11 protein-coding genes are annotated in these 15360 nt (G+C 38.4%); all 11 read left to right on the forward strand.

What is annotated here, in order from left to right:
- Window positions 1-15: 15 nt before the first annotated feature.
- Window positions 16-777 carry an MlaE family ABC transporter permease gene (locus ACMKPP_RS00245; RefSeq protein ID WP_004695453.1) on the forward strand — a complete coding sequence of 254 codons (762 nt, stop codon included), beginning with the start codon at window positions 16-18 and terminating at the stop codon, window positions 775-777.
- A 21-nt stretch (window positions 778-798) separates the two neighbouring features.
- Window positions 799-1557: an ABC transporter ATP-binding protein gene (locus ACMKPP_RS00250; RefSeq protein ID WP_004695454.1), complete on the forward strand. Its 759-nt coding sequence runs from the start codon at window positions 799-801 to the stop codon at window positions 1555-1557.
- A complete protein-coding gene (locus ACMKPP_RS00255; protein ID WP_024061015.1) occupies window positions 1557-2816 on the forward strand; it encodes an MlaD family protein in 1260 nt (419 codons plus the stop codon). The genes ACMKPP_RS00250 and ACMKPP_RS00255 overlap by 1 nt, the downstream gene beginning before the upstream one ends.
- Before the next feature lie 42 nt (window positions 2817-2858).
- Entirely contained in the window at window positions 2859-4319 is a 1461-nt protein-coding gene (locus tag ACMKPP_RS00260) for a TolC family protein (RefSeq protein WP_038125910.1), read from the forward strand.
- Window positions 4320-4498: 179 nt separating this feature from the next.
- A complete protein-coding gene (locus ACMKPP_RS00265) occupies window positions 4499-8788 on the forward strand; it encodes a translocation/assembly module TamB domain-containing protein (RefSeq protein ID WP_123138502.1) in 4290 nt (1429 codons plus the stop codon).
- Between the two features lie 176 nt (window positions 8789-8964).
- On the forward strand, window positions 8965-11133 hold the full coding sequence (locus tag ACMKPP_RS00270) for a BamA/OMP85 family outer membrane protein (protein WP_038125908.1): 2169 nt from the start codon (window positions 8965-8967) through the stop codon (window positions 11131-11133).
- A gap of 106 nt (window positions 11134-11239) precedes the next feature.
- Window positions 11240-11728, forward strand: a complete 489-nt coding sequence (locus ACMKPP_RS00275) for an OmpH/Skp family outer membrane protein (RefSeq protein ID WP_004695463.1) — start codon at window positions 11240-11242, stop codon at window positions 11726-11728.
- A 29-nt stretch (window positions 11729-11757) separates the two neighbouring features.
- Window positions 11758-12729 (forward strand): coiled-coil domain-containing protein, encoded by a 972-nt coding sequence (locus tag ACMKPP_RS00280; protein ID WP_008715796.1) that lies wholly within the window; start codon window positions 11758-11760, stop codon window positions 12727-12729.
- Window positions 12730-12740: 11 nt separating this feature from the next.
- Window positions 12741-13268 carry an OmpH/Skp family outer membrane protein gene (locus ACMKPP_RS00285; RefSeq protein WP_004695467.1) on the forward strand — a complete coding sequence of 176 codons (528 nt, stop codon included), beginning with the start codon at window positions 12741-12743 and terminating at the stop codon, window positions 13266-13268.
- 31 nt (window positions 13269-13299) lie between these two features.
- The gene (gene lpxD, locus ACMKPP_RS00290) at window positions 13300-14331 is read left to right on the forward strand and encodes a UDP-3-O-(3-hydroxymyristoyl)glucosamine N-acyltransferase (protein WP_004695469.1); all 1032 of its coding nucleotides are present in this window, start codon (window positions 13300-13302) and stop codon (window positions 14329-14331) included.
- Window positions 14332-14337: 6 nt separating this feature from the next.
- Window positions 14338-15240 (forward strand): lysophospholipid acyltransferase family protein, encoded by a 903-nt coding sequence (locus ACMKPP_RS00295; protein WP_004695471.1) that lies wholly within the window; start codon window positions 14338-14340, stop codon window positions 15238-15240.
- Window positions 15241-15360: the final 120 nt, after the last annotated feature.

The following is a 15360-nucleotide window of genomic DNA, read 5'->3' on the forward strand; positions in this document are numbered from 1 at the left end:
GAAAGGGATAGACTGTTGAGTTGGCTAGAATCGATAGGTCGAGTCGTCATAAACGGCTTATCGCAGATGGGTAGTGCTACATTATTAGTGTGGCAAACAATAAAACAATTAAAAATGATTAATCTGTGGCATGTATTTCAACAGATGGCTCACTTAGGGGTAGACTCCTTGCCTATTATTAGCTTAACTCTACTCTTTGCTGGTGCCGTTATGACCTTACAGATTACAGATGTACTCATTACCTATGGTGCTCAAAGTACAGTAGGTGGTCTTATGGCTGTAGCTATGGGCCGTGAATTGGGTCCTATCTTAGTTGGTGTAGTATTAGCCGGCCGTGTTGGCGCAGCTATCACGGCTGAAATTGGTACAATGAAGGTAACAGAACAAATTGATGCCCTACGTGTTATGGCTGTTGATCCTGTTGGTTACCTCGTGGTACCACGTGTAGTAGCGTGTATGATTATGGTGCCAATTTTGGCATTTTATGGTGTTGTTATCGGTATTGCCGGTGGTTACTTTGTAGCCACTGTTATCAAGGGTTTGGCGCCTAGTACATATTTAGATTCTATTCAAATGTTTTCTACCATTTCAGATTTCACCTTAGGACTTATAAAGTCTAGTGTGTTTGGTGCTGTCATTGCATTGGTAGGTGCTTATAAGGGCATGGAAACTAAAATGGGCGCAGAAGCTGTTGGTTTTTCCACTACTAGTTCTGTAGTAACTAGTATTATTCTAGTATTTGTATTAAATTACTTTTTATCTACATTGTTATTTTAGTGGATATTTTTAGAGGGATTTATGATTGAACTACGCAATGTTGTAGTTGCCTACGAGTCACGTGTGATTTTAGACTCTGTTAATCTCACTATTAATGATGGGGAGACGTTAGTTATATTAGGCGGCAGTGGTAGTGGTAAAAGTACATTACTTCGCTTATTAATAGGTTTACAACGTCCTACATCAGGGCAGATTATCGTAGATGGCACAGATATAACTACATTATCTGAAGATGAATTTAATACGGTACGAAGAAAAATGGGGATGGTATTCCAATATTCAGCTTTGTTTGATTCTATGTCGGTAGGTGAGAACGTAGCTTTTGGTTTGCGTCAACATACGAAGTTAAAGGATGACGAAATCAAACGCATTGTGGCAGAAAGACTTGATTGGGTTGGTTTAAAGGGATATGAGTCCTATATGCCTAATGAGTTATCTGGTGGTATGAAAAAGCGGGTTAGCTTAGCTCGTGCTATAGCACTAGATCCGAGTTTAATTCTTTATGATGAACCTTCATCAGGGTTAGATCCTATTACATCAGGTACGATTAGTATGCTAATTAAGGGGATGCAGAATCGGCTTGGTTGTACTTCTATCGTGGTAACACATGATATGCAGTCAGCATTTTATGTTGCTGACCGCATAGCTTTACTCGATCAGGGGCATTTTGTAGAAATTTCTGATACAATAGAATTTAAGAATTCTACAAATAAGAAGGTACAACAATTTATTCATGGTGAAGCAGAGCCGATTAACGAATCTGCGATGGGAGATATATAATGAAGTGGACGACGGAGGCCAAGGTAGGGGCTTTTACAATAATAGGTATAGTTCTATTTATTGCAGGCATACTATTTGTAGGCCGTATCGATATTTGGGCTAAACCGCAAATGACAATTACAGGTGATTTCACTCAAGTAAATGGCCTAAAAAATGGGAATCAGGTTAAATTTTCCGGCGTGGCCATTGGGACTGTTTCTGATATTGAAATTACACCGCGTGGCGTTGTGGTTAAGATGAAACTTGATGAAAAAACGCAGATTCCAAGTGACTCAATCTTTTCCTTGGGGTCAGATGGTTTTTTAGGTGATAAATTTATTCAAATTTCACCAGGACAGTCTAAAGTATATTTACAAGATGGTGACTCCGTTAAAGGTGAAGGCGTTGATGCTGTGGATAAGGCCATGCAGAGTGCACAAAAATTAATGGATGGTACTGAGAAGATGCTACAGTCTATTAATAGTATTATTGGTGATCCTGCAACTCAAAGTGCACTTAAATATTCTTTGCAATCTACAGCTGTGATGGCTGATAATGCGGTAGCTATTACACAAAATATGGCGGATGTAACGGCTCAGCTAAATCAAGCAGCACAGCAATTTAATGCTGATGGTAATGCAGGCAATGATATGCGTGCTATTTTAACTAATTTAAAACAAACTACTGATCGTGTAGATAATATGGCTCGTACCATGGAATCAACTGTAACAGATCCTAAAGCACAAGAAAATATTAAGGAGACTTTACATAATACGGCACAGATTTCAGCTCGCATCAATAAACTGATGGGCGGAAAGGCGTACCAAACGGATGTAAATGGAAATAGTGTAGAGGTTGGTATGACTGAAAAAAAGTCATCTACCAAGATTGAACCATCTGTAGATTTGTTGTATAACACAACGGATAATGAATTCCGTGTCAATGGTAGAGTACGTGCCTTTAACAATAAAGGAATGGCTGAAATTGGCCTTTCTAATATGGGTGATGATACTACTTTTGATCTGAATGCAGGTCGATTTATCAGTTCTAAATGGTTGGTGCGTGGTGGTATTTTTGAAAGTGAATTGGGTCTTGGGGTGGATTATAACCTCCGTGGTCCAGTGTCCTTATCAGCCGCGCTATATGACCTTAATCATCGTAAATATCGTATTCGTAGTGATATACGTTTGCATAAAGATACCTATGGCGTTATTCAAATGACCAGACCGTTCAGTTCTACGAATGGAGGTACCTATTTCGGTATTAAACAAGTATTCTAATGACTAACACATTTACTCTATATGAGTATGGAGGTACATATTATGAATAAAAAGGTTCTTTCCTTAGGTGTAATGCTTTCTTTAGTTACTACTGGTGCATTCGCCGCTGATGTAGTAACTACATCCGTTAACAACGGAGACCAATTAAGCAAATATCAAAAAGAAGCTATTCAATTAACACAAAAGCAATTAGCAGAAAAATCTGTTTTAGACAGTAAAACCTATGAACGTACATTAGCTTTAAACGAAGCCCGTACGGTTGATTTAGCATTAGCTAATAATCGTACAGCTAAGCAAACTAAATGGGGTTATGAAGCTGCTAAATCTGCAGTAAGCCAAGTAGCAGCTGGTAAGAATCCAAGTGTTAGTTATGGTTGGAGTGCTCAAAAAACGGGCGGTGACACAGGTAGTGGCAAATCTGGTAGTCATAACTTCTCCATTAGTGCGCCTGTATTCAATCCACAACTCGATGCAAGCATTGATTCTGCACGTTATACTCGTGAAGGTACTGGTGCTAGCTATGAAGAGGCTTTACAACAATCAAAATATGATGCTCTTAACGGTTATTATACATTGATTATGAGCCGTAATATGGTAGATGTAGCACAACAAGCTGTTAAAGATTATCAAGGTCATGTAACCAATGTAGAGGCACAGTATAATGTTGGTTTAGTGGCGAGCTCCGATGTATTGGCCGCTAAAACAAATCTTGATGATTCTCAAACATCTCTTGTAAAAGCGCAAAATGCTGCAAATTTAGCAGAGGCGAACTTAAATCAAGTTATTGCATACCCTGCACAAACGGCTATTACTACAGCAGAGCATGATTTACAATATAAACCATATAATGTAACCTTGGAGCAAGCGAAAGCATATGCTATGCTTCATCGTTCCGCTCTTGTTAAATCAGCTCTTGATGTAAAATCTGCGGAAGAAGCTGTAAAATCTGCTAAGGCGGGTTATTTGCCTACGGTTGCTGTAAAAGCTGGTCGTGGCTATGGTGATCCAGATGGTTACTTTGGTACAAGTACAAAGTCCTGGAGTGTTGGTGCTAGTGCTACTTGGAACTTATGGGATGGTGGTGCAACACAAAATGCTATTAAAAAAGCAAATGCACAACTTGAACAAGCAAAAGAAGCTAATTTGGCAACTGTTGATGCTGTATTGTTAGCCGTACAAAAAGCATACTTGAATTTACGAGCTGCTGAACAAACAATCCAAAGTACACAAACTGCAGTCGCACAAGGTCAAGAAAGTTTCCGTATTGCTACGCTTCGTTACCGTGCAGGTGTTGGTACGAACCTTGATGTACTTGATGCAGAAACTAAGTTGACAACAGCTCGTAATAACTATGTAGAAGCTCTTTATAATTACAATATTAGCATTGCGGCTCTTGAACAATTAACAGGCGTTCCATTGTCTACACCTGTAGGTCAAGGTGCTGAAGTTATCGCTAATAGTGGTGCTGTTGAACAATTGTCAAAACTAGGCGGCAATCAATAATATGATCTTTAAAAAGACGACTTCGGTCGTCTTTTTTTCTTGTAATGGACATTATAGACAATGAGTGTTCTTGATAGGTTTTATAAAATTCACTCTGAAAATACTATAGTTATTACTGTGTCTGTGGTAAGATTAGTATATATATTTATATTATTCATAATGTGTATGGGAGTATCATTATGACCCGTAAAAAGTGGCTCCTTATCGGTGCAGCGATTTTAGGTTTGTCTAGTATTGTTGGTGCCAGCATCAATCCTATGGCTCAAACTTACATTGCACCTATGGTTAAAGAACAAGTAAATAATGTCATAAACGGATCTATAGACTATGATTCTCTCCGAATTAATTGGAATGGTGATGTTGTTCTAACAGATGTGACTATCAAAGATAGAGATGGTCATTTAGTTGGAACTGCTCAAGAGGTAGCTGTAGGAGTTAAACTATCTTCTTTGCCGAAGATTGTCGGTGGCAACACATCAGGGGCTACGGCTATTTCTAGTGTAATCGTTGAGGCGCCAGATTTTCATATATGGCAACTAGCTGATGGGTCGTGGAGTATAACTAAGTTAGTAAAACCATCCGATCCAAATAAGTCGGGTACTTTTGATGGCTCTGTGACTATTAATGATGGTCGCGTAGCGCTACGTACTAAAGATGGAATAAAGAGGAATGTAGAAAATCTTGATGGGACTATGGCGCTTGATATGAGTGGCATGTCTAAAGGTGCCTTTACTGCTGATGTAGATGGTTCCGCAATTACCTTGAATGGCAAAATTGATATGAACAATGTATCTAATTTTGATCTCTTTGTACAAGCTGATGAAATTGATACTGCTGGTATTATGAGTTTTGTTCCACTTCGTAAGGATCTATCTGTAACGAGTGGTAAGTTACAAGATTTACATTTAAATCTTAAAAGTGAAGATGGCAAATACATTATGAGTGGTAATGTAGGCTTTAAAGGTTTAACAGGCACTTATAAACGGGGTAATACAATTTATAATATTACCGATGGCACGGGTCGCATTATGCTTAATAATGATCAAATCGTTATTAGTCGTAGTTCTTGGAGGGTAAATGATCAAGTAACAAAGATCAATGGCTTAGTTACACTAGGCAAAGATGAAGAGTATTTAAATCTTAATGTTGTGGCCGATAAAGTAGATTTAGAGGCGATAACAGACGTCGGTGTTTCTGGTATTGTAGGTGGGCGTGCACATATTGGTGGCACGACAGTAGCTCCACGTGTAGATGCAACGATTGCTAGTGATGGTATTTCTTATAATGGTTACTATATTGATCGTTTACAAGGTGATATTGTATATGATAACGGTTTAGTTCGTACGGATGATGTGCGCCTATCAGTAGGCGAAGGTAGTGCAAAGGTTAAGGGCCAATATGTGGTTGATACAGGGGATTTTGATACTACTATAAAGATTCAAAATTTACCTTTAGGCACTTTCACAAAAGATATGATCTCACCGGTTACAGGTAATATCGATGGTGAGATGCGTATCTTAGGAAAAAATAATCAAGTTACAGATGTTGTAGGCTCTGTTAAAGGTCGCCAAATAGGCATTCGCGGTGTTGTAGTTGATACTGCAAAAGCTAACTTTACGCATGCTGATAATAGTACAAATATGACCGTTGTAGGCACTATAGGAGATGGGGCGCTAAGCGGATATGGCTATATCCAAAATGGTAATATAGATGCCACTATTTCCGGTAATGCATTGCCATTGACCGCACTAAGTCTTATTATTGGTCAAGATGTTGATGGCACCTTGAATACCTCTTTTGCGATACAAGGTACATTGGATAATCCAAATGTAATGGGCACTGTATGGGGGCAAGAGGTACATTATAAAGGGGCTCGATTCAATAATATCCATGGAGATATTAAGCTAGATAACCATATTCTCACTATCACCAATGGACATATTGGTGATGGCGATGGGGGCTATGATGTTAATGGTTGGTATAATCTTAATACAGATGTGTTAGATCTAAATGCCAAGGCTCGGGCTGCTCGTATTGAAAATGTGATTCGTACTGTTACAGATGTTCCTATTACAGGTTGGTTTGAAACAGACAATCATATTACAGGGACGGCTGCAAATCCGATTATAGAAGGTCGTGCTCATTTGTGGGATGGTTCTGCTTATGGCAAACTCGTGACCAATGCGTTTGCAAAATATAACTATCAGAATGATACATTAGAGCTTTATAGATTTGATATTGAAGGTTATGGTGCAACTATCACAGGTGGCGGTACAGTATCTAAAGAAGCAATTAATATTGATTTTGAAGGCAAAAAAATTGATATGGGCAGATTGCTCATTAATACGGATTACAAAGTTGATGGTTTGCTATCTGGTCGAGGACAAATTACTGGATCTGTGGATAACCCTCAATTCAATGGCTATATTTCATCCGATGCCTTATCAGTTAATGGGGAATTATTGAACGATATTCATGGTCGTGTTTATGCAGATAAATCGGTTGTAAATGTGCAAGATTTCACCTTTGCTGAAGCCGATGGTGGTCGCTACACTGCTAAAGGTGGTATGAAGTTTGATGATAGTAGACAACTATTTGGTGTATTAGATGTTACTAATGGTAGCGTAAAGAATTTGCTAACCTTGCTAGACCGGTCCAATGAACACATTGATGGCAAATTAAATGGTTCTGTTGAAATCGGAGGTACACGCGACAATCCAAGCGTTAATGTAACAGGCAAGATTAATGATGTAAGTATTGATGAAAAGATTGTTGGTGATGCAACTATCGATGCAAGTCTTGCTAATCGTAAATTCAAAGTTACAACTTTGAAACTGCCTGTTGATGAAGGTCTCATTGCAATAGGCGGTACGATGGATCTTGATGGTCAAGCGGACTTACAGGTTGCATTAAAGGATGTTGATATAGTACCGTTCTTGCCACTTATGGGTAAGGATATTCAAGCTACTGGTTGGGTGACTGGCGTTGTAAATATCACTGGGGAAACTAAGAATCCTAAAGTAGAATTATCCGGTGCTGTAGAGTCGGGGTCCTTTAATGGTGTTGGTATTGATGAAGGTTTTGTATTGGCTACAATGCAAGATCAAGTTATTCAGATTCAACGAATTCAAGGTGCCAAAAGTGGGTATAAACTTAGCGTCTATGGTAAGATTCCATTAGCGGCAATCTTTACGTCTGGGTATATTCCAGCAAATGATAGCAAATCTATGGATGTAACTATTGATTTTAACGAAGCAGATATGGCTGTTATCCCTCTTCTTACAACTAGTGTTAAGGAGGCAACAGGTCCGTTAAAAGGCACGGTTCACATTACAGGCACTATTGATCAGCCTGAAGCATATGGTACTGTATCCGTACGTAATGGTACGATGAAATTAGCAAGTGTAGAAAATCAAATTACTGGTATTGATGGTGACTTAATTTTCTCTGGTCAACAAGGTGATTTCCAATCCCGTATTAATATGGGCAAAGGCTCAGCTGGTTTGGCTGCTAAAGTAAATTGGTCTGGACATACTCTTACTAATTACAAGGCGGCAGTTCAGCTAGAAGACTTAGAGGTTCGCAGTGAATATGTAAGAGGACCGTTGAATGGTGAACTTTATATTGCTGACCGAGATGGATTGCCGACCCTTATTGGTACTTTAAATCTTGAAAAGATTCAATTCAAAATTCCTCTTTCCTTACAATCTAGTGAAAGTACCAAAGATATGGGGGTGGATGTTACTGTTCATGCGGGTAAAGGTGTACGTTTATATGATCGCACCTTATACAACATGTTTATCAGTGGCGATGTTCATTTTGGTGGATCTTTACAAAATCCAACTGCTAGTGGTCAATTTGATGTTAGAAATGGCACGTTTAAGTATTTGAGCCATGTATTTAATATTACAAAAGGGAATGCCCATTTCGTAGGTGGCTCTTATTTACCAAACTTACAATTAGAGGCTGAAACAAATGTAAGTAATTACACTATTATGCTTGGCGTAAAAGGGACAGTGGATCATATGGACTTATCATTGTCCTCTAATCCTAGACTGTCTAGAAAGCAAATCATTTCCATGTTGACCTTCGGCCGCGGTGCAGATTCAAATAGTAGTACTTTGACAAATGAAGATGTGAATGCCGTGGCTACAGCAGGGCTTCAAATGTTTGCTTTTGGCTATGTACAAGATGCATTACAAAATACACTTGGGTTAGACCGCATCAATATTACAACAGGGTCAATTGATCCCGATGAGCCAACCAATAGGGATACGGCAAGTAATTATAATATTGAAATCGGTAAATATGTATTACCGAGAGTCATGTTGACTTATTCTCAAGGTATTAATAACAAACAAAATAAATATGGTATAGAATATTCTGTTAAACGAAACCTTAAGTTCACGGGATGGCATACATCAAAAGGGAACAATTATATAGGTGGTCGTTGGACACGTAGCTTTTAAGAGTATGGCTAGAATGTGTAAACCCCTTAGGTATGCACATTCTAGTCATATTAATTTCATAAAATTTGTTTAATATAGTACTCATTCCAAGCAATTTATGCTATAATGATAAAGATTTATTAGTCTTTATAAATAAGATGTAAACTCTTTATGGGGATGAGTTCTAGGAGGAATTTATGTTTAAACCAAAAGCTTATAAAAGTATGCTTGCAGCGTCCGTGTTGACTGCTGTCATGGGGACAGGCAGTGTATTTGCTGCTGAGGTACAAGCTGGCTATACTCCAGATTTAAATAGCACAACGACGACTAATGCTGCTACAGCAAATGATGCAGCTACTACACAAGCTGTTTATAATGCTGATGCAACTACTACAACTATACAAGATGAAACTGATGCAGCTATCTTAGCTGCTCGTGGTGATACGACTATATCTAGTGACGGCACTGTAGTAAAAGGTTCTGATGGAACTGTTACAGTCAATAATGCTGCTTTAAAAACTGATGATAAACAAGTAAAAATGGTATCTAAAACTACTGGTGGTACTGATCTTGATAAGGCTGCTGAAAATGGCCAAACTCAAGCTGTTACAACAGTAGAAGCACAATATGTCACATCTGCTAGTGCTGAATCTGTTAATCCTTACGTAGGTAAATTGATTACCGGTTTATCTATATCTGGCGTTACAGCTGAACAGCAAGCAAATTTGTTGCCAATTTTAACTGAAAAAGTTGGCGATACCGTATCTGTTGATGGCGTATTTAAAGATGTAACTAATCTTGGTAATACTGGTTACTTCTCCGAAGTAAATCCTGTATTTACTTCCGTGCCTGAAGGCGTAAAATTGGACTTTGCCGTAACAGTAAATCCAGTTACTACTGGCGTTTCCTTTGAAGGTAATACTGTATATTCCTCCGAAGTATTGACTAAGTTCATGGATATTCAACCAGGTCAAGTTCTTAACTCTGTATCCGTAGGGCAAAAAGTTCAAGGCATTAATGCTGCATATGCTCGCGATGGCTATATGTTAGCACACGTTGATGGTATCCGTGTAGATGACCAAGGCATACTTCATATACACATTGTTGAAGGTGTCGTAGAAGATATCATTCCAGCAGGTAACAAGAAAACCCGCAATAAAGTTATTACTCGTGAATTTGTTCAAAAGAAAGGAAAACCTTTTAATAAATTCTTGGTACGTCGTTCTGTAGAACGCGTATATAACTTAGGTTTCTTTGATGACGTAAACGTTCGTATGTTGCCAGGTGAACAAGATCCAAATAATGTAATTATTGAAATCGATGTATTGGAACATAAGACTGGTACCATCACATTAGGCGCTGGTTACTCTAAATCTGATGGATTGATGGGTATTGTTGAATTTGGTGAAGATAATTTACGTGGTACTGGCGATAAATTTAAAGTTCACTGGGAAATCGGTGGTAAGAAAAAATATAAGAACTACCAAATCTCCTATTTGAAACCTTGGATTGATAGCAAAGGTACATCCCTTGGCTTCTCCTTCTTCAACCGCGAAGATGAATACACAGATTACAATGAAGATGGTAGTGAAGTAGCAGAATACAATAAGAAATCTCGTGGTTTCAATATTTCCTTCGGTCGTCAAACTGGGGAATATACTCGTGATTACTTGACATTAGAATCTCGTAAAGATACTTATAAATGGGATGATGATGATAGCTCTGGTTTCCGTTATGATAAAAATGCGGGTAAAGGTACAAACTGGGATAATGGTTCCTATAACTTTGCATCTGACAACTATGTAAAAAATAACTTCGGTCGCATTAACTCCGTAACATGGCAAAAAGTATACGATTCTCGTGATAATATCTATGAACCAACTCGTGGTCGTCGTATTTCCTATACTACACAATGGGCTGGTCATGGTTTAGGCGGTGACTTCGACTTCTATAAATTCACAGCTGAAGCACGCATGTATAAAAAACTTGGTGCTAAGAATGTATTGGCATTCCGTGCACGTGGTGGCTTTATTCAAGGTGATGCTCCTTATAGCCAATTGTTCACATTGGGTGGTGCTGATTCCTTACGTGGTTATGAAGATGATCAATTCCGTGGCAAGTATATGTACAATGCTACATTGGAATTCCGTTTCCCAATCGTTAAAAAGGTTAGTGGCGTATTGTTTACTGATATCGGTGATGCATGGGATGCACCAAATGTTACATGGTATAATAGCAAGAAAACCTTTAACTATGGCGTTGGTGCTGGTGTTCGTATTACGACTCCAATTGGTCCAGTTAAACTTGACTATGGCGTGGGTAAACACAAAAATAAATTCCACTTCAGCTTCGGTACACAATTCTAATATAGTAAATGTATATGGTGAAGGCCTCTTTTTAAAGAGGCTTTCACCAATATCTCTATATGGCATCCTTTGATGCAGTGATTTAAAGAAATGAGGGCACTCTATTATGATGCGAATGATGAACAACAAGGCGAATGTAAAGATTTTTTCCATCGTCATTGCTGCAATTTTTATTGTTGGTATTGGTGCGTTAGCTTATACGCAAATGGCTTCGCCTAGTAGTAATAGTGGGACTAGTACTATTGGGGTTATTGATACATCTCGTATGTTGTCTCAAGATAATCCAATTTATATCTCTGCAGCTCAAGAATATATGAGCTATCAAAGCCAATTACAACAAGAAACGCAAGCTAAAATTGATGCAGCACAAGATGATGCTACTAAACAAAAAATCGCTGAAGAAGCGCGTCAAAACCTAGCAAAAAAAGATCAAGAAATTGCTAAATCCGTTCAAGATAAAGCTATGGAGGCTGCAAAAGCAGTTGGTGATGCTAAGGGTCTTAGCGTTGTTATGACTAAAGATACTGTACTATATGGCGGTGTTGACATTACAGATCAAGTATTGAAAAAACTAGCTACTGATGCAAAAAAATAAACTGTAGTTCTATGTAAGGGAGAACGACAATGAACGGGAAACAACGATATATAGGACTAGTCATATTTCTCGTTGCTGCAATAAGTGCTATGGTTTGGGCCTATGGTTTTGTAACAAATCGCCAACAGGGTCCTGATGGCATGTCAATAGGTGTTGTACGCATTGATGATGTACTAGCGTTTAATCCATCCTATGCGGATTATAAACAAGCCAAGAATGAACTGGAACTTTTACAACGTCAATATGAACTTGAACAACAAGCCTTAAATGCCAAGTCAGAGACACAAGATGAACAGTTGAAAACACTTGCACTGGATTCAACCTTGTCAGATGCTCTTACGGTAGAATTGCAAACTCGTATTGCAACAAAAGAAAATGAACTAAATCAGCAATTAAATTCGAAGCGCAATGAATTGACTCAAAAGTATTTAGCTGAGTTAAAGGTTAGTACTAATGAATATGATCTGGAAATCGTAAACCTTCAATTAGACTTATATGCCTATGATGCACGTGTATATATAGATGATGCACAAAGAGCAGCGGCTATGGCTGAAAAGGCTAAAAAAGAAGAAAGGTTAAAAGAATTATTAGCTAAGAGAAAGCCGTCGGATTTCGATGTGGATTCAATTAAAGCAAAGGTACAGGCTGAGCTTGCTCCAATGCAACAAAAAGGGCAGGAAGAGCTCAATCAATACGCTGCATCCCTACAGAAGGAATTAGCTGAGAAACGAGACTCCATGGTGCAACAACAAGCACAAGCCATCATTGCTAATAATAATCTGCCTGTGGCGCAAGAGTGGAATGATACATGGGCAAAAAAGCTTTCAGATAAAGAAGCTGAAGTGAGTGCGCTTCATGAGGCCATTTTAGAAGATGTTCGTATGCGCGTAGCAATTATTGCTGAGGAACAACATTTGGATTTAGTCATCATCGATGATGGTGGTAATATTAAAGGGCTTGATATTACTGATGCAGTGAAGGCGTCCTATCGAGTTCAATAAGGAGTTATATTATGAATAAACGTATTAAATCTTTAGTATTAAGTGCAGCTTTAGTAGCTTCTATGGCTATCTTAGGTGGTTGTGGTTCTAACAATGTTGGCTATGTGGATAGCGTGAAAGTAGCAAATAGTACTGAAAAAGGTATTGAAATTACTAAAGAGATTAACGCTAAAAAAGCGGAATTAGATGCTAAAATTGCTGCTGCTGATGAAGCATCTAAACAAAATGTATTTAACCAAGCGAATCAAGAATTAAATGCCTTTGCAAATGCAAAAGCACAAGAATACCGTCAATATCAAGAACAAAAAATCAATGAACTTGTGAAAGAAAAAAAACTTGATGTTATTATTGAAAAAGGCGCTGTTGTTGGTGGTGGCTCTGATGTAACCGATGATTTGATCACAAAAATGGGTAAGGCTTCTGACGATCAAATCAAAGAAGTTGAAAACGCAGCTAAAGCTCAAGAGCAACAAGATGCTCAGCAAAATGCACAGCAAGCAGATCAAGCTACAACAAGTACAACTGAAGCTGCACAATAATTGAGGATTACCACAGGGGGAGGAGTTTGCCTTGGAAAAAACTTTACAGGAACTCGCAAATTTAGTAGGCGGTCAACTTATAGGGGATGAGTCTATTGTCATTACTGAGACACGTAGCTTTGAACAAGCGGTAAAACAATCCATAACTTTTGCAATTGGTGAATATGTTGAACATATTGCGTTATGCCAAGCGGGTGCTGTTATCGTTGAATCAGAAGTAAAAAATGCACCGATGGCGCAAATCGTAGTTGATAATGCAAAATCTGCATTTGCCCAAGTGCTAGAAGTATTCCATCCACCTGTTGTAGTTCCCCGTGAAGTGCATAGTACTGCTATTATTGGCAAGAATGTTACACTTGGTAAAAATGTAGCTATTGGTGCCTATTGTGTTATTAATGATAATGCTGTTATCGGTGATAATGTAACGATTCGACCTTATGTATATATTGGTCATAATGTACGAATTGGGGAAGATTCTGACATCTATGCGGGTGCTATCGTACATGAGAACTGTATTTTGGGTAAACGCGTTGTATTGCGTGCTAAAGCAGTTATCGGTGGTGAAGGTTTTGGTTTTGCCACAGAAAATGGTATTCATACGCATATTCCTCAAGTAGGCAATGTTATTCTTGAAGATGATGTAGAAATTGGCTCTTGCACTACTATCGACAATGCTACAATGGGATCTACCTTGGTACGCCGCGGTACCAAAATTGACAATCTTGTTCACCTTGGCCACAATGTTGAGATTGGAGAAGATTGTTTCTTAATCGCACAGGTTGGGATTGCAGGTAGTACAAAATGTGGTAACCATGTAATCTTTGCAGGACAAACAGGCTGTACAGGTCATATTACAATTGGAGATAATGTACAATTTGCAGGTAAAACAGGAATTACTGGCAATGTGCCTTCTAATTCTGTTATGGCTGGGTATCCAATGAGACCTCATAAAGAGTGGCTAAAATTGGCTGCTTACGAGAATCGTTTGCCAGAAATGGTGAAAACTGTAAAACAATTACAAAAAGAAATTGACGCTTTGAAAGCACAGCTTAAGGAGAGCTAATAATCCATGTATAGGTTTATGAAAATCTTTAGTGCCTTTATTTGCTTATTACCTAAAGGTTTGCAATATGCTATTGGTACATTGCTTGGTGAAATTGCGTGGTTAGTGGTGCCACCTAAACGCAAGCGCCTGGCGATAGGCCAAATTTTATTCTGTAATATTACAGATGATCCTAAAGAAGCTCGACGTATTGCGAAAGCTAGTACTACACGCTTTGGCCGTATGATTATTGATGTATTGCGCTATCCTGAAATTAAAGATGGCGCATACAAAGATATGGTGGAGTTTATTAATCGAGAGTACTTAGATGATGCCTTAGAAAATGGTCGAGGTGCAATTTTAGCTGCTGTTCATAGTGGTAACTGGGAACTTTTAGGTGGCGTTCTTGCTTCTGAAGGATATCCATTGATTTCTGTGGCTATGAAACAGAATGGTGATGCCGATAAGTTTATCAATGAATATCGTCGGATTATGCATCAACATGTGACCTATAAAACAGGTGTTCGTGAAATGATTAATGAACTAAAAAAAGGTGCATTTTTAGGCCTTATTATGGATCAGGACCCTGGTGATGATGGCGTTCTTGTACCATTCTTTGGCTATGAAACATTGACGGCTGCTGGGCCAGCTGTACTGGCTCGTATGCAAGATGTGCCTATTATTTTTGTAACCATACATTATAGCCCGTTTTCTGAGAAATATGAGATTGAAGCACATCCACCAATTTATGTGGAACGTACAGATGATAAAAAGCGTGATATAGCGGTAACAACAACTCGTCTAAATGAGTTTATTGAAGATTATATTCGACGATATCCTGAAGATTGGTTCTGGCTTCATAACCGTTGGAAATGGACTCGTCGTTTTTATGGTGAACAAATAGATACACCACCTGATGTTTTTCAATAGTTAATAATTTTAAAGAGATTTTGTTTATGCGATTGTGGAATCTTCAAGATGAAACTGATTCCTACTAGCATGGATGAAATCTCTTTTTATTTTATAACTTATAACTTAGTGTTTAAAAAT

This window comes from Veillonella parvula, from assembly GCF_048309325.1.
GTDB lineage: Bacteria > Bacillota > Negativicutes > Veillonellales > Veillonellaceae > Veillonella > Veillonella parvula_T.

What these genes read in the sequence shown, in the direction of transcription:
- ACMKPP_RS00285 (WP_004695467.1), top strand. Translation starts at nt 12,741, where the DNA reads ATGAATAAACGTATTAAATCTTTAGTATTAAGTGCAGCTTTAGTAGCT.
- ACMKPP_RS00280 (WP_008715796.1), top strand. Translation starts at nt 11,758, where the DNA reads ATGAACGGGAAACAACGATATATAGGACTAGTCATATTTCTCGTTGCT.
- ACMKPP_RS00250 (WP_004695454.1), top strand. Translation starts at nt 799, where the DNA reads ATGATTGAACTACGCAATGTTGTAGTTGCCTACGAGTCACGTGTGATT.
- ACMKPP_RS00270 (WP_038125908.1), top strand. Translation starts at nt 8,965, where the DNA reads ATGTTTAAACCAAAAGCTTATAAAAGTATGCTTGCAGCGTCCGTGTTG.
- ACMKPP_RS00260 (WP_038125910.1), top strand. Translation starts at nt 2,859, where the DNA reads ATGAATAAAAAGGTTCTTTCCTTAGGTGTAATGCTTTCTTTAGTTACT.
- ACMKPP_RS00275 (WP_004695463.1), top strand. Translation starts at nt 11,240, where the DNA reads ATGATGCGAATGATGAACAACAAGGCGAATGTAAAGATTTTTTCCATC.
- ACMKPP_RS00265 (WP_123138502.1), top strand. Translation starts at nt 4,499, where the DNA reads ATGACCCGTAAAAAGTGGCTCCTTATCGGTGCAGCGATTTTAGGTTTG.
- ACMKPP_RS00295 (WP_004695471.1), top strand. Translation starts at nt 14,338, where the DNA reads ATGTATAGGTTTATGAAAATCTTTAGTGCCTTTATTTGCTTATTACCT.
- ACMKPP_RS00255 (WP_024061015.1), top strand. Translation starts at nt 1,557, where the DNA reads ATGAAGTGGACGACGGAGGCCAAGGTAGGGGCTTTTACAATAATAGGT.